Genomic DNA, 17000 nt, shown 5'->3' on the forward strand with positions numbered 1-17000 from the left:
TTCAAGCTCCGGATCGGACAGTCCATACCATTGCTGCAGCAGCAGCGCCTTGAACATCACCAGCCGCGGGTAGGGCGGCGCGCCACGCTCCGGTTCCGGAAGGCCGCGCAGCACAAGCTCCACAGCCGCCCAATCGACCAGCTCGCCGATCCGCTTCAACGCTGGATTGCCTTTTCCCCGCCGCGATACCAGCGCATCTGCGAAGCTCGGTTGTCCAACCCGCCGATATGTCACTCCAGCCCCCTCTCCGATCCTCTCTTAGAGAATCGCAGATTCGCCCATTATGCAAAGCTCTCGTTTGCGGGAGAGGGCTGGGGTGAGGGTGCCTCCACGATGGGACTCTACCCGTGAGGCGCTTGCGGGTCGGAGTGGTGAACCTGATCGGGCGCGCTCCACCGCTAACCCGCCCTACGAAATAGCACCCCCCGCTCAAGCCATCCGATGCACGGCGCAGATCTTGTTGCCGTCGCGGTCGCGCAGGTAGGCGATATAAAGCTTCACCTCGCCCATCTCGCGGACACCAGGCGGATCCTCACAGGTCTTGCCCCCATTCGCGACGCCGCTCGCATGGAAGGCATCAACCTCCTCCTTCGACGCCGCATTGAAGCCGATCGTCCCGCCGTTGGCGCAGGTCGCCGACTCGCCGTTGATCGGCTTCGACACCGAGAAGGTGCCCGTCTTCGTCCGCCAGAACACGCGATGGCGATCGACAAACCCTGGCTTCACGCCGAGCGTGCCGAGCAGGTCATCATAGAACGCCTTGGCCTTGTCGAGGTCGTTGGTTCCAATCATCACATGCGAAAACATTCCACCAGTTCCTCTCGTTGTGCGACGTTCATTCCGTCGCGACGCCGCTTCGCAGAAGATGTTACTAGCAGAAGGTTGGGCGGGGATGGAAGTCTTATGGGACCGCGGCTGAGGCACTGGAACTGAGCGGGAAAAGAGTCTGCTTTGCCGCGAATGTCGTCCATGAATTTCGTAGAGCCCAGGTGACGCGATGAGCCGCGAAATCGTCAATGCCATCTGCCGGACTTTCCCTGGCGCCGAGGTGTCCGACCCCTGGGGTGGAGGCCACGACGCCTGGAAGGTCGGCGGCAAGATGTTCGCTTGCATCGGCGCCATCATGCCGGGCGTCTCCGTCAAGACCGACGGCGTCGAGACAGCACAAATGCTCATCGACGCCGGAGTTGGTGTGAAGGCGCCGCCCTATTTCCACCGCTCATGGGTGAATCTACCTTGGAGCACGTCCGAGGATGAGCTTCGGTACAGACTTGCAGCATCCTACAGGCTGGTCCGTTCCAGCCTGACGAAGAAGGCGCAGGCCAAGCTCGATTCATTTGAATGAAGCGCGAAGGGCGGATCAGCGCAGCGCAATCCGCTGTTCACGCACCACAAGGCGACGGATCACGCCTTCGGCCAATCCGCCCTGCGTGCTGCGGCACTTCGCCGCCGTTTCAAGGGGCACATCGCTCCGCTGCGATGTCCGCGCACTTCTATCGAACGACAGCCGCCTCGCCGATCCACCGTCCCTCCCAGAGATAAAACCGATCCGTCGATCCGAGCGCTCGCGCAGCCTCTTGGCGACACAAGAACACGAAACCCAGACGCCTCGTTTCGCCCGGCATCATGGCGCGTTCGAGCAGCGGATAACCATCCCAGCCCTCATCAACACTTCTGTCCTTGCTGCATGGGCAGCCCCAGCCAAGACGAACCGGCCCAGTCCTGCCACCTGCCTCGGCAGGATAAAGATAGAGGTCAGCGATCAAGTCAGGCTTCACGGAGTGCAAGGCTTCGCGGAACGTGGTCTCGCCTGTCACAGGGACACCTCAACGCGTAGGGCGGATTAGCGCAGCGTAATCCGCCGTTCACGTACCGCAAGGCGGCGGATTGCGCCTACGGCTAATCCGCCCTACGCGTTGCGTAACCGCTCTTCTTGTTGGCGCGTTTCGACACTATCGATGACTTCCACGACTAACCTCCGGCTCGTGCCGCTATCGACCCACTCGTTGTTGAGACGCCTGCGCAGGAACGTCCTTCTTTTTGTCCGCTCGTAGCAAATCAACCTCCTTTTGAATGACGCGGCGACACATTGAGCGTAAGCGGCTCAAAAGCGTGCGCTCGTGGGCGTTCAAACGATGCTTACCCCGATGGACTATCTGGGATCGAACATCATAAATGTCGCTGAACGTTTTATAGAGATCCTCACGTTCCTCTTGGCTTGATCCGATTAAGTATGCGCATCTGTTTCGAAGTAGCTCATTTAGCCCAATTTCTTTCGACGCAGCTTTGTCTCCTAGCAATATTTCCAGAACCACCATGGCTTGTATGAAGGGCAGGAGTGGATCGGAGCCTGTTGCGCTATCAAAATACCATTGCGACGCAAGCATGATTGGCTCTGCGCGCTTGCCCGCCGCGATGACGTGAGCCATTTCCTCAAGGATACGTGGACACCAATGAGCGTGTTTCTCTGGCGTGTTGACCAAGTCGCCCATTTCGAGTTTTTCAAGGCCCCAACTTATTCTGTCGTCGAGTTCCAGCTTGCGCTCCGCTCGCCAATTCTCTTCGTTGTTCTTTCGATGGACGAAGTAGCCATACTTCGGAGGATAAAGCGGATAGTTTGAGTTGATTTGAAAAAGCCGCAGCGCAAGGCCGAGACCGCAGACGGAACGTATAAATCGACGAGCCTCCAGGTCAGGGACTGAGCCTCCGTAAGGACCAATAAACCCTTCAATATCCATCTGGATATGGACGGCATTTTCTTCCCAGGTCAGCGGCCCAGTAAGAAGCGAAGACAGTAACCCGCCCCCAAAGAGCTGCGCTTTCTCCTTATCGTCCTGCACCTTCAGCGGAAGCAAATCAGACAACTCCTTCGAGGTCCGCACCAAGCGCGAAGAAGTCGTCTCGAACGTCCATTGGTTCTTGTCATCGGGCAGGCATCCCCACAACGCCTTCGGCAATGGGCACGTTATCCTGTATTGGTTTGGTAGCGCTTCGAATTGGCTGATAAGCCGCGCTGCGACCTCGGCCGAATTTTCATAGCCCGGCAGTTCGGCCAGCTTCTTTCGAGCGGGCTCCTTTTGGTATTCGGCGCTTTGCAGCTCAATCGCGAGCGTGTCCAAGATGAACTCGACCAGCGGATAGTCATCCACGTACGCCAATAGGGCGTCATGGATCGGCCCACGTTGAGGCAGCGCGCGGTCCGCCATAACAATCAACAGGACGCCTTCTGATGCTCGGCTGATGTATTTGCCGTGATCTACATCAATCAGCGGGAGTGCTCCCGCGACAATCTCTGTAATTCGGGCTTTGGCGTTTGGATGTAGGTCGAGGGCCACAGCTCTTTCCCCGCCGTGATTTCGGGAATCGGTACACGCGGGAGTTTATTCAGAGCTGGAGAGACGCGCAGGCAGCGCAGTGAGTTATGCAAAGCGAAATCTTCGGAAGTCAAAAGTACAAGGACGGACTAGCGTACCGCGACCCGCCGCTCCATCGGATCATAGCGGTGGGTCACACTTCGCTAACCCACCACATTCCCTCAATCCGCAAACTGCCCCGCCGCCTCGATAATCGGCTTCCAGCGGTCCACCTCGCTCACCAGCTTCACCTTCAGCGCCTCGGGTGTGGCTTCGTCCTGGGCCACCGGCTCGGTGTTGATCTCGTTGAATTGCTTTACGAGGTCCGGGTCGCGCAGGGCGTCCTGCAGCGTCTTGGATAGCTTGCGCACGACATCGTCGGGGGTGCCCTTCGGCGCGTAGAGGCCGTGCCAGGCGCCGACTTCAAAGCCCTTCAGGCCGGCTTCGTCGGCGGTGGGCAGGTCGGGCATGGAGGCGAGGCGGGATTGGTGGTGATGGCGTAGCTCTTGATGAGCTTGCCGGCGATCGGGCCCGTGGTGTTGGTGGTCTGGTCGCAGGAGAGGTCGATCTGTTTTGCGATCAGGTCGTTCATCACGGGCCCGTTGCCCTTGTAGGGCACGGTGAGCACCTGCTTGTCGATCGCGGTCATGAACAGCATGCCGCAGAGATGCGAGGCGGCGCCCAGGCCCGCATTGCCGAAGGTCATCTTGTCGCCGTTCGCCTTGATGTAGGTGATCAGCTCGGCGAGATTGTTCGGTGGCAGGTCGGGCCGGGCGATGATGGTCATCGGCGCGTTGGTGACGAGGCCGATCGGCGCGAACGCCGTTTTCGTGTCGTAGGGCAGCTTGCGGTATAGCGTTGCCGCCGTTGAGATGCCGATGTGGTGGATCAGCAGCGTATAACCACCAGGCTCGGCGCGGGCGGTCGCGATGGTGCCGCCGGCGCCGGTGGCGTTCTCGACGATGATGGTCTGGCCCAGGAGTTTCGACATCGATTGCGCCGTCATCCGCGCCACCGTGTCGGTCGGCCCGCCCGCCGCGAACGGCACCAGCAGGGTGATAGGCCGGGCCGCGTAGGTCTGCGCGGAGGCCGCGGAGCTTGCGATCGCAAGAACGGCGGCAATCATGGCCAGTCTTTTCAAGTCGTGCCTCCCTGAGCTTGTTCTTCTTTGGTCGCGCATTTCTACACGCTTTGCGCCGAGGCCAACAAGCAGCGCGTAGGATAGGTAGAGCGAAGCGAAACCCATCGCGAAGGGATGGAGTGATGGGTTTCGCTTCGCTCTACCCATCCTACGCCGCCGCCCATCCTACGCGACTATTTGTGCTCCAGGTGCCAGGCGCCCTGCCAATCCGCCGCCGGCGGAATTTGCCGGAAGCTGTCGATGCGCGCCATCAACGCCAGCGACGGTCCGTCGCCGGGCGCCGCGGCCAGCGCCGCCGCGAACGCGCGCGCTGCGTCGTCCCAACGCTGCTCGCGGTATGCGGCCAGCCCTTCCGCGTAGTGCTGCCGCAGCAGCGCCTGCTGCGAGGTGAGCTCGCCCTTCGTGCCCATGATCTCGAACACGGTCTGCGGCTGCGTTTGTCCCAGCACCACCAGGCGGTCGATCTCGCGCAGCTCGATCGTGTCGGCGCAAGCCGCGGCGGCGGCTTCCGAGACGAGGCTGCGGCAACCGTAAACCTTGTTGACGCCCTCCAGGCGGGAGGCGAGGTTCACCGTGTCGCCCATCACGGTGTAGCTCATCATGAACTCCGAGCCGATGCTGCCGACCAGCGCCTCGCCGGTCGCGATGCCGATACGAATGTCGCAATCGGTCGGGATCGTGCGCACACCGAGCAGCTCGGGTAATTCCTTGCGCAAGCCACCGACGCGGCCGATCATGTCGAGCGCGGCAAGCGCGGCGAGGTGGGCCTGCTCGGTCTCCTCGACGAACGGAGCGCCCCAATAGGCCATGATGGCATCGCCGATATATTTGTCGATGATGCCGCGCTGGCTGTGGATCGGCTCGGACATAGTCGAGAGATAGAGGTTCATAATCTTGACGAGGCCGCGCGGCGTCACGCCCTCGCTCAGGCTGGTGAAGCCCTTCATGTCGCAGAACATCACCGTCATGACGCGGCGCTGGCCCTCGGTTGCGGCGATCGCGGGCTGTTCGAGCAGGCCTTCGGCGATCCGCGGGTTGATGTAGCGGCCGAAGGTCTCGCGGATCTTCTGGTTGTGGCGCAGCGTCTCGATCATGCGGTTGAACGCGGCGGAGAGCTGGCCGATCTCGTCCTGCGTCGTGATGGTGATGGTGCCGTCGAGCCGGCCGGCCTCGACCTCGCGCGTGCCTTCCAGCAGCCGCATCACCGGCCGCGTGATGCCGCTGCCGACCAGCATCGCGAACACGAAGCCGAGCACGGCTGCGATCGCGGTGACGATGGCCGAGATGATGATGGTGCGGCTCTGCGCGGTCGTCACGGCCTCCGCGGCGGCTGCGACCTGCGCCAGCATGTCGGAGCGGATGGCTTCGATCCTGGCGTTGAACTCGTCGCGGAGCGCCTCGCCCTGGGCCATGGTCTGTCTGGCGCCGGCCATGTCGCGCGCGTCGATCTGGCGCAGCAGCGTCGCATTCGTATCCGTCAGGCGCTTGTGCAGATCGTTGATGGCGTTGTCGATGCGGTCGTCGATGCGGACGAGCTCGGCGTAGTCTGAGGGCGTGTTGGGATCCTGGATGATGGCGTTGATCAATTGCCGCGCCGCCGCCGCTTCGCTGCTCACGGCGGGGGCGACCTCCTCGTAGCTCTTGCGAGCGGCAGCAAAGGCGCCATCGTCGGGCGGCGTCTGCATCTTCGCCATCGCCATGCGCCGCAGCGCGAGCGTGCGCTCCAGCGAGCGGATATCGATCCGCGCGAGATGTGCGTAGGCGGGAATGTAGCGGTTGGTGAGTTCATCGAGGAGATGGCCGACCCGGCCGGCCAGCACCATCGACAGCAGCGAGGTGACCACGGCAAGGACGATCAGTCCCGCGGCGATGCCGACGATCTTCTGCCTGATGGATTTCCGGAACATGCCTCGCGCCAGGACCCGCCGCTGCCATCGAAGGCGATGGCATTCCTCGTCACGGCAAAACAGCAATAGAGTTCGTGGGCAAAGGACGCAAGCCGGCGTTGCGCGAGGGCGCGAATTTCTTCAATGCTTTCAAAGTGATTTGCACTGTCCAGTCGCGCGCGCAAAAAGAAATTGGTTTTCGCCTGCCGCAAATCACCTTAAAAGCCGCCGCCATCCCGGCCCGCTTCAAGAGGGGCGTATCGCGATCGTCACGGACGTAGGGCTCGGGGAAGCGGTGGACGCGAGAGCAGCGCACGACGAACGCAGCTTCCCGCGGACGGCGAAGTCGTGTGGTTCTGGCGCCCCGACGCTGGCGCTAAGTTTCTTGCGCGAAGAAATTCGCGCGAGAGATGACGGTGGCAAGAAAGCCCGGTCACCGGGAAGAGCACGAAGTAAGCCGTAAAACCATCGCGCAGGGAAAGCCGGTGTGAATCGGTTGAACCTGTGGCCCTACCCCCGTGCTTTTTGCTGCACGGGGCCCACGGGTGCAACCAGCACCCGGCTTTCCCTGCGCCCTCTGACATCGAGGAGGGTGGAACGAGATGCAAAACTCGGGCAGTTCGTGCCGCGAGAATGCGGACGCGTATGGTCTCGGCTGTTTGAAAAATTAGATGTGAACACGTTAGTGCCGCGCACTCAACCTATCCCCTCAGCCTGAGGAGGTCGCGCAGCGACCGTCTCGAAGGCCGAGGCCACCGGCGGGGCCTCATCCTTCGAGACGCGCGTTCCGCGCTCCTCAGGACGAGGGGTAGCAGCGGTGCGAGGCGCGGCAGCGCCGAAGCAATGCACGGCTCGCACCACATCACCCCCTAAAACCGCTGCACCACGTGCTCCCGCAACCACCGCCACACCAGCGCGCTGACGTCGCCGAGTTGCAGCAGCACCGCCACCCAGATGAAGGCCGACACGAAATTCGCGATCTGGAACGGCTGCCACGGCATCCGCAGCATCCCGGCGACGATCGGCACCGAGGCGCGCAAGGGGCCGGAGAAGCGGCCGATAACGATTGCGAGCACGCCCCATTTCTTGATGAAGGCCTCGCCGCGGACCAGCAGATGGGGATGCTGCGAGAACGGCCACAGTCGGCGGATCGAATGCTCGAATTTGCCGCCGATCCAAAAGGACAGCCAGTCGCCGAGTGCGGCGCCGAGCGCGCCGGCGACGAGCACCGGCAGGAAGGCGATGCCGCCGGACTTCATCATCGCCCCGATGCCGACCAGCACGGCCCAAGCCGGCACGACGAACGAGAGGAAGGCGAGCGATTCAGCGAAGGCGAGGGCAAACACGATCGGCGCCGCCCAGGCGCGGTGGTCCCTGACGAACTCGACGACATGCCGGCCGGATTCTTCGAGGGACATAGTACCGCCGCTTCCGATCCGCCTTGGCCGTCACGCTTGGCTGTCACCGCCACTGAAAATCCGCAAAGGGGAGGGCGGGTTCCACGAACAACAATGTAGCCCAGGGAACGCGTTGCAGCATCCGCAGTTTGGAATTCCGGTAAAGAGAACGATGGCCCGGGTTTCGTCGCGATCAAAGAAAGTTGTCTATGCGGCCCTGGCGGGCAATCTCCTGGTGGCCGTGACCAAATTTGCCGCTGCGCTGGTCACCGGCAGCTCGTCGATGCTGAGTGAAGGAGTGCATTCGCTGGTCGACAGCGGCAATGAAGCGCTGCTGCTCTATGGCTATCACCGCTCCAGCCTGCGGCCGGACGCGACCCATCCGCTCGGCTATGGCCGCGAGCTCTATTTCTGGAGCTTCGTGGTCGCGATCCTGCTGTTCGCGTTCGGCGCCGGCATCTCGCTCTATGAGGGCGTGTTGCACGTGATGGCCCCGATCGCGATCGAGAACGCGATGGTGAGCTATGTCGTGCTGGCGCTGTCCTTCGTGTTCGAGGGCGCCTCGTGGTGGGTGGCGCTGAAGGCGTTTCGCGCCTCCAAGGGCGGCATGAGCTATTTGGAGGCAGTGCGGAAAAGCAAGGATCCGCCGTCCTTCATGGTGCTCCTGGAGGATACGGCCGCGCTGCTCGGCATCTCGATCGCCGCCCTCGGCATCTATTTGTCGATCCACCTGCAGCGGCCCGAGATCGATGGTGTCGGCTCGATCCTGATCGGCCTGGTGCTGGCGGCAACCGCCTGGCTGCTCGCCCGCGAGACCAAGGAGCTCCTGATCGGCGAGCCCGCACAAAGCGGGATCAACGCATCGATCGTTGCGCTCGCCGAACAAGAGGCATGCGTGGAGGGCGTCAACGGCGTCACCACCGTTCATCTTTCCCCGGACCAGATCGTGGCAAGCCTCAGCCTGGAATTTTCCGACGAATTGCGCACTCCGGACATCGAGCGCTGCGTCGAGGCGCTCGAGAAGCGCATCCGCGCGGCGCATCCCGAAGTGGTCTCGCTGTTCATCAAGCCACAAACCCGTCACCATTATGAAGCGCTGCGCAGCGCCAGGTTTGGCGGTGGCGGGAATTGAGGCGACCATGCCGGCGTGCGAACGCGAAAGATGCGGGGCACCCCTTGCGACTTTGCACTGGCGCAGTCGGAACTTTCGCTCTAATCTCTCATTAGTTTTGCAGTTTCATCCAGCAAGGGAGTGCGGGGATGGCGACGCAAATCGTGATGGATCACACTGGCGACAGCCGGCACAACTTCAATCCCGCCGACGAGAAGGCCCTGCGCGAGGCGCAACTGCGCTTCGACGCACTGATGAAGAGCGGCTATACCGCGGCGGTGCGGGACGTATCGGGGCAGCCGAACGTGATCCGTTCCTTCGATCCGACCGCCGAAGAGACGCTGTTCTATCCGAGACTTGTCGGCGGCTAGGCCGGTCCATGTCCGGGAGGCTGTCGCGGGCGTGCGCTGAGGCCGCGCGGCTGGCGCGGGCAGCTTGGCGGCGGTTCGTCGAATATTGCGTTCTGGATGACAGCCAGTCGCGCGGGCTGACGCTGTTGAAGGAATGGCTGACGCCTGAGCAGCTTGCGCAGTATGAGGCGAGCGGCCATTTCGACGTGATCGGCTGCCACAGCGGCAGGCGCTACCGGATCCGTCACGGCACCGGCATGAACATCTACGAACTGGACGAGCAGGGCCGGCTGCATGCCGGCTGGTGTTTCGTGCCCAGGGACACGCTGGTGGCCGGCGACGTCATGCTGGCGCAGAAGATCGCGCTCGAGGCCAACGAGCGGTCTGCGCTGGCGGTCGCGCGAAGCTTCCCGGTCCGCTGGAGGCCGACATAGCCAGCTGTCAGTTACCGGCGCGACAATGGCGGCGGTGGCGGCGGCTCGGTGGTGCCGGGGCCGAGCGATCGCTGCACCATCGCGGTGTCGGCCCAGCGGCCGAAGCGATAGGCGACGCCGGGGAGCAGCCCGACGCAGGAAAAGCCGAACCGCTCATGCAGTACCAGCGAGGCGGCGTTGTCGCTGTCGATGTAACCGATCATCTGGCGAAAGCCGGCCGCCGCGCACGCGTCGATCAATTCGCCAAGCAGGAGACCCCCGATGCCGCGGCCGACATGGTCGTGGTGGACATAGATCGAATGCTTTACGGCATACCGATAAGCCGGCCGCTTCCGGAACATGACGACATAAGCATAGCCCACCACCTCGCCGTCACGGCTCGCGACCAGGTGCGGCAGGCGGTGATTGCGGAAATTTTTGCGCCGGTCGCGAAAGTCATCCGGCTCCGGCACCCCGCTGTGCTCGACGCTGTCGTCGACGCCGCGCCGGATGTGGCGGCGGTAGATCGAGAGCATGGCCTCGACATCGGCTTCGCGCGACGGCCTGACGACGATACTCTCCTCGTTCATCGGCCGTCACTCGGAAATCACGTAGGTGAACAGGCGCACGCGCCCTGTGGCGTCGATTTCCTTGTAGACGCCCTGGATCTCGACCTCGAAGCCCGGAAACGCATTGAAGGACGCCTCGAACATCTTCAAGTAATCGATCATCGGCCGGGTTCGTTCCGACAATCGTTCCCCCGGCACGATGGTGGCGATGCCCGGCGGGTAGACTACGAACGGCGTCGCGGCGATGCGGCCCGAGATCTCCTCGATCGGGAGATAGTCGACGTCGTTGCGCACGAGGTAGCGTGATGCCTCGCGCGGCGACATCGCGATATCGGGCAGGTGCTCAGGCAGGAACTGCTTGCGCTGCAGCGCGCTCACGTCGGCCGCGCGGAAGAAGCGGTGCATGTCGGCGCAGAGGTCGCGCAGGCGGACGCCGGCATAGCGGACCGGCCGACGGCGGAAGAATTCGGGGATGACGTCTTCGAGCAGCGCATTGTCGTCATGCAATTTCTTGAAGGCGACCAGCCCCGAGATCAGCGTCCCCGCCTTGCTCGCTTCGACGCCCGGCGTCAGCAGGAAGAGCAGCGAGTTGAGGTCGTTCTTCTCGGCGACGATGCGGTTCTCGCGCAGATACTGCGCCACCACCGGGGAGGGGATCCCGTGCTCGGCATAGGCGCCGGTCGCGTGATCGAACCCCGGCGTGAGCAGCGTCAGCTTGTTCGGGTCGGTCATGGCAAAGCCCGTCGTCATCTCGGGAAAGCCATGCCAGGTATCGCCGGGCTTGAGCTGCCAAAATGCGGGATTGCTCGCGAGCTGGTCGGTCGAGATGGTTTCCCAGGCGACATTGTGCGTACCGCCTTCGCGCGCAACATCGGGGATCATCACGCGGTCCGGCACGAACGGCTCGAAGAACCAGCGGCGCTCGGGGCGGGCTTCGTTCTCCTCGAATTCGCGGCGGGTGGCGCGGATTTTCTTGCGCAGCTCGATGCCGAGCCGGATCGTGTCGTCCCACAACACTTCGCCGGAGCGGCCTTTCATCATCTGCGCGCCGACATCGAGGGAGGCGAACAGCGGATAGAATGGCGAGGTCGAGGCATGCTGCATGAAGCTCTCGTTGAAGCGCCGGTGCTCGACTCGGCGCTTCTGGCCCTTGATGTGGCGGTCGCGGACGTGGATCTGCGACGCCTGCGAAAAGCTCGCGAGCTGCTTGTGGGTCGATTGCGTGGCGATGATGCCAGGCGCCTCCGCGCCGAGATCGGCAAGGCCCATGGCGAAGCGGCCGGCATAGATCGGATGGAACTTCATGAAGCCGGCCCAGGCTTCGTCGAACAGGATGTAGTCGCAGAGATGGCCGATGCGCTTGAGGATCATCTCCGCGCTGTGGATGGTGCCGTCATAGGTGCATTGCTCGACCACGGCGACGCGGAAGGGGCGGGGCTTCTTCCAGGCGTCCATGTCCTTGACCAGCGGGTGATTGCGGATGCGCTCGCGCAACGCGGCTTCGTCGAGCGCGTCCCAGCGCATCGGCCCGATCAGGCCCCAGGCGTTGCGAACGGTCGGCACATAGACCGGAATCCCGCCGCCGAGCAGCAGCGCGCCGTGGTGGGCAGCCTTGTGGTTGTTGCGGTCGAACAGCACGAGGTCGCCGTCGGTGACCAGCGAGCCGAGCGCGACCTTATTGGAGGTCGAGGTGCCGTTGAGCACGAAATAGGTCTTCTCCGCACCGAAGATCCTGGCGGCTTCCTTTTGCGCCCGCAGCGCCGGCCCCTCGTGGGTCAGGAGATCACCGAGATCGAGCACGGAATTGTCGAGGTCGTCGCGGAACACGGCTTCGCCGAGATGTTCGACGAACACACGTCCGATCGGGCTGCGGCTGTAGAACACGCCGCCATTGTGGCCGGGGCAAGTCCAGAGCTGGTTGCCCTCTTCGGCATAGTCGACCAGCGCGCCGAAGAACGGCGTCTTCAGCGTCTCGGCATATTGCTTCAGCCGGCTGATCAGGTTCTTGGCGATGAACGGCGGCGTCTCCTCGGACAGGAACACATAGCCGTCGATGAAGTCGAGCACCTCGACCGGCAGGTCTTCAAACCTCTTGCGGCGGATCAACAGGATGATCGGGAAGTCGAGTCCGCGGCGTCGCATCAGGTTGATCAGCGACGCGGTCTTGCCCTCCATGCCCTTCTTGCCCCAGTCCACCACCATGCAGCCGATCGCCGCGTCCGTCTGCACCGCGATCTCGGCATCCTCGAGCTTTCGGGCGCGCACCACTTCGAAGCCGGAGCGCTGGATCTCATCGATGATCTGGTTGAACCGGATGCCCTCGAGATCCTCCGGATCGAACACGGGCGCCGCGAACAGGAAGGTGAAGCGTCGGAAATAGTCCATCGGTGTCCTCGGAATATACCGAGCGAGCTGTCGGCACATTCCGTGACAGGCAGATGACGATGGCGCCGGCGGGGGAAAATTGACGGCCGGGCGGACCGATGCCGCCTCAATCCGGTGCGCCTTGCCTCGGATATTCGAGCTGCATGGCGACGAAATCTGCGGTGCGCCGTCCGTAGCGTGCCTCGATCCGCTGCAGCGTGTGGTCTAGCGCTTGCGCCGGCGGCATCGACGCGACCGGTTGCAGCAATCGCTCGGCGGGCCAGTGGGCGGCGACCTGATCGGGAAGGATGCGCAGGCCGTTGCGGCTTGGCTGCGCTTCCGCCGTCGCGGCAAAGGTCACCGCCCGCGAGCGATAGGTCCGCGACCAGGCGTCGGCTGCAAGCGCGAGCGAGACTTCGTCGATGCCGGGTGCGAGCGCGATGCCGAGCTGCTCGCGGTTCCAGAAGGCGAGCGTGTTCTGGATCGCCGTGAGCGCGAACGGCCGTGTGAACTGGAATGCGCCGCTGTCGTGGCGCGCATCCCAATGGGGGAGGCCGATCCCGCGGGCGACCGCTTGCGCTTTCTCGCGGCCGGCGATCGCTTCGATCAGCGTGAGCGACATCGGCATCGAAGCCGTTATTCCCGTTGTCGTCGCCACGCCCTGGTTGACCACGATCCTGCGATCCCTGACGTAGTCGATCGTCGGATGCTTGTCGCGCAACTCCTTCAGGTAATACCAGTGCGTCGTCGCCCGCCTGCCGTCGAGCAACCCGGTGCTGGCGACGACCTTGGCGCCAGCGCAGACGCCAATGATGATCGCGCCCCTTCCCGCCTGGTCCTTGATCCATTGCACGACCTTCGCGTCGTCATCGCGGCTCATCGCTGGCACGATGACATAATCGGCGCCGTCAGGATGTTGCGCATCAAATGCCGCAATGGTGGCATGCGGCTCGACCTTCAGCACCGGGAACAGCGTGACCGGCCCGGGCCCCGTCGCGAGCGTCACCACGTCGGCGACATCGGCGCGCTTGAGGATGCCATAGGGCAGCAGATAGTCGGTGGTCTCGGTCTCTTCGTTGATGCCGACGATCGCAATCAGCGGCCGCTGCCGCTTCGGCGGTTTCAATGCCGCGATTGTCGCGTCAGCCTCTTGGCTCGCGATCGTCGGCGCGTTTGCAAATGCAGGTCGCGAGGGCAGCGTCAGAAGCCAGCCGCCGAAGATGATCAGGAAAAGCGCGGCAGCGGCAAGACCGCCCCACGCGAGAAATCGCCAATTCATGGCCTAAGTCGCTCTACGAATTCACCACCTCGCCCCCGCCGCGCAAGCTACCCGCTCACGCCACATTTCGAAATGACGCAAATCCGGCAAAAACCGACGCAGGCGCAACAATGGAGAGGGCGGATCGCTGAAACTTCAGTCGAGAGCCACCTGCGAAATTATTCCCCTCGTCAGGCATACACAGCGAAAAAATTGTTCGTGCTCTCCAGCGGAATAGAACGCGCCCTCGCATGTCCTATTCATGCAAGCCATTTTGCCTACAGGAGCTATCATGAAGAACCCATCGATTGGTTTCGCACTCGCCGCCGCCATTTCGCTGGCGACGGTCTCCACAGCGTTCGCCGCGCCGCCGACCAAGACCGGCACCACCGCGAAGGGACCTGTGCTGACGGACGCAAAGGGCATGACCCTCTATACCTTTGACAAGGACTCCGATGGCAAGTCGGCCTGCAACGGTCCGTGCGCGACAAACTGGCCGGTCCTGAAGGCTGAGGCGAGCGACAAGTCGGGCGAGGGCTACACCATCATCAGCCGTGACGATGGCTCCAAGCAGTGGGCCTACAAGGGCAAGCCGCTTTATACCTTCGCCAAGGACCAGAAGCCCGGCGACATCACCGGCGACGGTTTTCTGAACGGCGCCTGGCACCTCGCGCAACCCTGAGGTTGATCTCGGAACAATTTGAGAAGCGGGTTAGCGCAGCCATCGTGGCAGGCTATCGCGCCCTTATCTCGTATGCCCCCACGCCTCGTCCCAATCCGCACCGGCCGCGTCGACGACGCGGCCGTCGGCCTCGAAGAATTTGTTCGGCACCTGGAAGATCGCAAGGATCAACCCGCCTTCGGGGCACCAGGCGACGTGGCGGCTGCCGGCTTCGCGCCACATGAACTCGCCCGTCTTTGCGGCAATGCCCTGCGCCGGGCCTTCCGTATCGACCAGCGAACCTTCGAGCACATAGGTCTGCTCGATATTGACGTGCTCATGGTCGGGCAGTACCGCGCCCGGCGCAAAGCGCATCAGGGCTGTCATCAAGCCCGTCTTGCGGTCGAACAGCAGCGTCTTGGCCTCGCAACCGGGGAAGCGGGTCTTCTGCCACTCCATCTCCTGCGGGCGCACGAGATGGGAATGCGTGTCGGCAGTCTGATGCGCCTCCGGCGTTGCAACGTCCATGGCGTTCCTCCGGTTTCGTTGAACCGAAGGGATGATAGCCGGATCGCGCGGCCGCGTCAGCGGTTACCGCAATCCTTCATACAGCGTGAATCCGCGCGCGATCGCGAGCTTTCGCAGTGCACGCGGCACGAATCTATCCGGCGGATGCAGATAGCGCCACGAGGTCAGTTTAAAATCAGAGAGCGTGGTCGCGACGGTCTCGAACGGTGCGAGCAGGCCGGTGAGGCTCACCGGCACATGGGCGCGGTTGTTGAAAGGGAGCAGCAGCAGTTCAAGATGGGCCGGCGTACCCGTCTGGCTCGATGCCGTGACGCCGGCGATGGCGGGCAACATCTCCTCGGCGACAAAGGTGACGATGTCCTCGATCTGACGGCGGCTCTCGCCGGTGAACAGCGCCGTGAAGCTCTTGTCCTTGAGGTCGCAGCCGAGCAGGGCGCAGACGCGCGTACCGGCGACGCGAAAGGGAAAGCCCGCCTCATGCTCGTACGACAGCACGAAAATGTCGCCGAGCCGCTCGCGAACGGCCTCAGGATCGAGGTCGCTGCGATCGGGAGCGCGCGCGTTGCCGCGCGTCTTGTCCCAGTAAGCGAAGAATTCGCGGCTTCCCGGATGCTTCATTCAAGAACCTTGCCCTGCGCTTGCCATGCCGGGACACACATCTGTCCCGGTTTCGCACAAGCTCATTCATTCTCAGTAGTGCAGGGGAACTTTTGCAGCGTCCATGCCGCGGCCATGTTTTCGCGAGCTTTCCGGCAGTTTTGCGGTGTTAACGTTAAGTTAACTATGAGCTTGGCGCCCCCAGCATGCCCCCTTATTGTTCGTTCATTCCCGTTCTTGCCGGCTGTTCTCCAGGGGCCGGCGGGTCCGTACACAGGTGGCGTCAAACAATCAGGTCATCGCGCGGGGAGGGGTGGGGATGTCCTTCCGTTCCTCTTGGGCGCGACAAGACTGACAGGAGCAGAGGGCGGGCTTTCTCAGGGCCCGCCCTTATTCCTTTTCTTGGCTGCTTGTGCACTTGCACAATGCGGCCAAAGCCGCCTATCTGGGCTGATCACCCATCCGCGCCGCGCTAAGGTCGCCCGTCCCTTGGAATCGCAGTTCGAACCTCCGCAAGATGCGCCGCCGGATCCTCCGCACGAGCCGATCCTCACCTTGCCGCCGGCGCTGACCGCCTATATCGCGCTGATCGCGGTCATCCATTTGCGCGTGCTGCTGCCGCCGGAGTGGGAGAACTGGACCATCGACGTCTTCGGTTTCATTCCGAAGCGCTACGATTCCACGCTGCTCAACATTACCTTTCCCGGCGGCGAAGGCGCCAAGGTCTGGACCTTCGTCACCTATTCGCTGCTGCACGCCAATCTCACCCACATCATCTTCAATGTGCTTTGGCTATTGCCGTTCGGCAGTGCGCTGGCGCGGCGGTTCGGCGCGCTGCGCTTCTATCTGTTCATGGCGGTCACGGCGGCCGCCGGTGCGCTCGCGCATCTCCTGACCCACGAGCATGCGATCGCGCCGATGATCGGCGCGTCCGCGTCTGTCTCCGGCACCATGGCCGCCGCGATCCGCTTTGCCTTCGTCAAGGGCAGCTTCCTCTCCTTCAGTCGCGGCGATGCTGAGGCGGCGGCAAAGGTGCCGGCGCTGTCGCTGTCGCGCGCGCTGCGCGATGGTCGCGTGCTCGCCTTTCTTGCGATCTGGTTCGGCGTCAATCTCATCTTCGGGATCGGCTCGATCGCGATCGGGGCCGACGGCGCCACTGTCGCCTGGCAGGCGCATATCGGCGGGTTTCTGGCCGGGCTCGTGCTGTTCTCGTTGTTCGATCCCGCGCCGCGGGAACGCCGGCATGCTGCAGATGCGTTGTCGCCTGACGGGCCGGACCGCGTCTGATCGCCGCTTGCGGCGCAGGGCGATTTCATCCATCATTGGTTGCAAGCTGTGACGCAAGCGCTGCCTCTTGCGCTGCACGATGGCC

At 63.0% G+C, this 17000-nt stretch carries 17 protein-coding genes and 1 pseudogene; 7 read left to right on the plus strand and 11 right to left on the minus strand.

The window, feature by feature from the left end:
• On the minus strand, positions 1–234 hold a 234-nt coding region (locus tag J6497_RS41730), incomplete at its 3' end, for a transposase (protein ID WP_312010413.1).
• Positions 235–429: 195 nt separating this feature from the next.
• On the minus strand, positions 430–807 hold the full coding sequence (locus tag J6497_RS33840) for a VOC family protein (protein WP_225708549.1): 378 nt from the start codon (positions 805–807) through the stop codon (positions 430–432).
• 190 nt (positions 808–997) lie between these two features.
• Between J6497_RS33840 and J6497_RS33845 the strand changes: the two genes are divergently transcribed.
• Positions 998–1345 carry an MmcQ/YjbR family DNA-binding protein gene (locus J6497_RS33845; protein ID WP_225708550.1) on the plus strand — a complete coding sequence of 116 codons (348 nt, stop codon included), beginning with the start codon at positions 998–1000 and terminating at the stop codon, positions 1343–1345.
• A gap of 646 nt (positions 1346–1991) precedes the next feature.
• Here J6497_RS33845 and J6497_RS41735 read toward each other — a convergent pair.
• The 3 genes and pseudogenes from J6497_RS41735 to J6497_RS33860 form a co-directional block, all read right to left on the minus strand.
• Entirely contained in the window at positions 1992–3335 is a 1344-nt protein-coding gene (locus J6497_RS41735; RefSeq protein ID WP_225708551.1) for a HEPN domain-containing protein, read from the minus strand.
• A 200-nt stretch (positions 3336–3535) separates the two neighbouring features.
• Positions 3536–4479, minus strand: a pseudogene (locus J6497_RS33855) (tripartite tricarboxylate transporter substrate-binding protein).
• A gap of 188 nt (positions 4480–4667) precedes the next feature.
• The gene (locus tag J6497_RS33860; protein WP_225708552.1) at positions 4668–6401 is read right to left on the minus strand and encodes an adenylate/guanylate cyclase domain-containing protein; all 1734 of its coding nucleotides are present in this window, start codon (positions 6399–6401) and stop codon (positions 4668–4670) included.
• Positions 6402–6475: 74 nt separating this feature from the next.
• Here J6497_RS33860 and J6497_RS33865 point away from each other — a divergent pair, with 74 nt between their 5' ends.
• Positions 6476–6661, plus strand: coding sequence for a hypothetical protein (locus J6497_RS33865; RefSeq protein WP_225708553.1), 186 nt, complete (start codon positions 6476–6478; stop codon positions 6659–6661).
• A 588-nt stretch (positions 6662–7249) separates the two neighbouring features.
• Here the strand turns inward: J6497_RS33865 and J6497_RS33870 are convergent.
• Positions 7250–7798: a DedA family protein gene (locus J6497_RS33870; protein WP_225708554.1), complete on the minus strand. Its 549-nt coding sequence runs from the start codon at positions 7796–7798 to the stop codon at positions 7250–7252.
• Positions 7799–7949: 151 nt separating this feature from the next.
• On the opposite strand from J6497_RS33870, the gene J6497_RS33875 reads away from it, so the two are divergent.
• From J6497_RS33875 to J6497_RS33885, 3 genes are all read left to right on the plus strand, one after another.
• Entirely contained in the window at positions 7950–8909 is a 960-nt protein-coding gene (locus J6497_RS33875) for a cation diffusion facilitator family transporter (protein ID WP_225708555.1), read from the plus strand.
• A gap of 128 nt (positions 8910–9037) precedes the next feature.
• Positions 9038–9259 (plus strand): hypothetical protein, encoded by a 222-nt coding sequence (locus tag J6497_RS33880; RefSeq protein ID WP_225708556.1) that lies wholly within the window; start codon positions 9038–9040, stop codon positions 9257–9259.
• 8 nt (positions 9260–9267) lie between these two features.
• Complete coding sequence (locus tag J6497_RS33885) at positions 9268–9672, plus strand: hypothetical protein (RefSeq protein WP_225708557.1); 405 nt, start codon at positions 9268–9270, stop codon at positions 9670–9672.
• 11 nt (positions 9673–9683) lie between these two features.
• Here J6497_RS33885 and J6497_RS33890 read toward each other — a convergent pair whose 3' ends face one another.
• The 3 genes from J6497_RS33890 to J6497_RS33900 all read right to left on the minus strand — a co-directional run bounded on the left by J6497_RS33890 (position 9684) and on the right by J6497_RS33900 (position 13863).
• Entirely contained in the window at positions 9684–10241 is a 558-nt protein-coding gene (locus J6497_RS33890) for a GNAT family N-acetyltransferase (protein WP_225708558.1), read from the minus strand.
• A 6-nt stretch (positions 10242–10247) separates the two neighbouring features.
• Positions 10248–12605, minus strand: coding sequence for an Orn/Lys/Arg family decarboxylase (locus J6497_RS33895; protein WP_225708559.1), 2358 nt, complete (start codon positions 12603–12605; stop codon positions 10248–10250).
• Between the two features lie 106 nt (positions 12606–12711).
• Entirely contained in the window at positions 12712–13863 is a 1152-nt protein-coding gene (locus tag J6497_RS33900; protein ID WP_225708560.1) for a DJ-1/PfpI family protein, read from the minus strand.
• A gap of 271 nt (positions 13864–14134) precedes the next feature.
• Between J6497_RS33900 and J6497_RS33905 the strand changes: the two genes are divergently transcribed.
• Entirely contained in the window at positions 14135–14524 is a 390-nt protein-coding gene (locus tag J6497_RS33905) for a COG4315 family predicted lipoprotein (protein WP_225708561.1), read from the plus strand.
• Between the two features lie 63 nt (positions 14525–14587).
• On the opposite strand, the gene J6497_RS33910 is transcribed toward J6497_RS33905, so the two are convergent.
• Together J6497_RS33910 and J6497_RS33915 are read right to left on the minus strand one after the other, a co-directional pair.
• Positions 14588–15031, minus strand: a complete 444-nt coding sequence (locus J6497_RS33910) for a cupin domain-containing protein (RefSeq protein WP_225708562.1) — start codon at positions 15029–15031, stop codon at positions 14588–14590.
• Positions 15032–15094: 63 nt separating this feature from the next.
• Positions 15095–15649: a PAS domain-containing protein gene (locus J6497_RS33915; protein ID WP_225708563.1), complete on the minus strand. Its 555-nt coding sequence runs from the start codon at positions 15647–15649 to the stop codon at positions 15095–15097.
• Positions 15650–16117: 468 nt separating this feature from the next.
• On the opposite strand from J6497_RS33915, the gene J6497_RS33920 reads away from it, so the two are divergent.
• The gene (locus tag J6497_RS33920; RefSeq protein ID WP_225708564.1) at positions 16118–16915 is read left to right on the plus strand and encodes a rhomboid family intramembrane serine protease; all 798 of its coding nucleotides are present in this window, start codon (positions 16118–16120) and stop codon (positions 16913–16915) included.
• Positions 16916–17000 lie beyond the last annotated feature (85 nt).

Source organism: Bradyrhizobium cenepequi (assembly GCF_020329485.1).
Taxonomy (GTDB): Bacteria; Pseudomonadota; Alphaproteobacteria; order Rhizobiales; family Xanthobacteraceae; genus Bradyrhizobium; species Bradyrhizobium cenepequi.

Coding starts and splice junctions, on each gene's coding strand:
- J6497_RS33860 (WP_225708552.1), bottom strand. CDS start 6,401: ATGTTCCGGAAATCCATCAGGCAGAAGATCGTCGGCATCGCCGCGGGA.
- J6497_RS33895 (WP_225708559.1), bottom strand. CDS start 12,605: ATGGACTATTTCCGACGCTTCACCTTCCTGTTCGCGGCGCCCGTGTTC.
- J6497_RS33880 (WP_225708556.1), top strand. CDS start 9,038: ATGGCGACGCAAATCGTGATGGATCACACTGGCGACAGCCGGCACAAC.
- J6497_RS33840 (WP_225708549.1), bottom strand. CDS start 807: ATGTTTTCGCATGTGATGATTGGAACCAACGACCTCGACAAGGCCAAG.
- J6497_RS33845 (WP_225708550.1), top strand. CDS start 998: ATGAGCCGCGAAATCGTCAATGCCATCTGCCGGACTTTCCCTGGCGCC.
- J6497_RS33905 (WP_225708561.1), top strand. CDS start 14,135: ATGAAGAACCCATCGATTGGTTTCGCACTCGCCGCCGCCATTTCGCTG.
- J6497_RS33910 (WP_225708562.1), bottom strand. CDS start 15,031: ATGGACGTTGCAACGCCGGAGGCGCATCAGACTGCCGACACGCATTCC.
- J6497_RS33885 (WP_225708557.1), top strand. CDS start 9,268: ATGTCCGGGAGGCTGTCGCGGGCGTGCGCTGAGGCCGCGCGGCTGGCG.
- J6497_RS33870 (WP_225708554.1), bottom strand. CDS start 7,798: ATGTCCCTCGAAGAATCCGGCCGGCATGTCGTCGAGTTCGTCAGGGAC.
- J6497_RS33890 (WP_225708558.1), bottom strand. CDS start 10,241: ATGAACGAGGAGAGTATCGTCGTCAGGCCGTCGCGCGAAGCCGATGTC.
- J6497_RS33915 (WP_225708563.1), bottom strand. CDS start 15,649: ATGAAGCATCCGGGAAGCCGCGAATTCTTCGCTTACTGGGACAAGACG.
- J6497_RS33900 (WP_225708560.1), bottom strand. CDS start 13,863: ATGAATTGGCGATTTCTCGCGTGGGGCGGTCTTGCCGCTGCCGCGCTT.
- J6497_RS33875 (WP_225708555.1), top strand. CDS start 7,950: ATGGCCCGGGTTTCGTCGCGATCAAAGAAAGTTGTCTATGCGGCCCTG.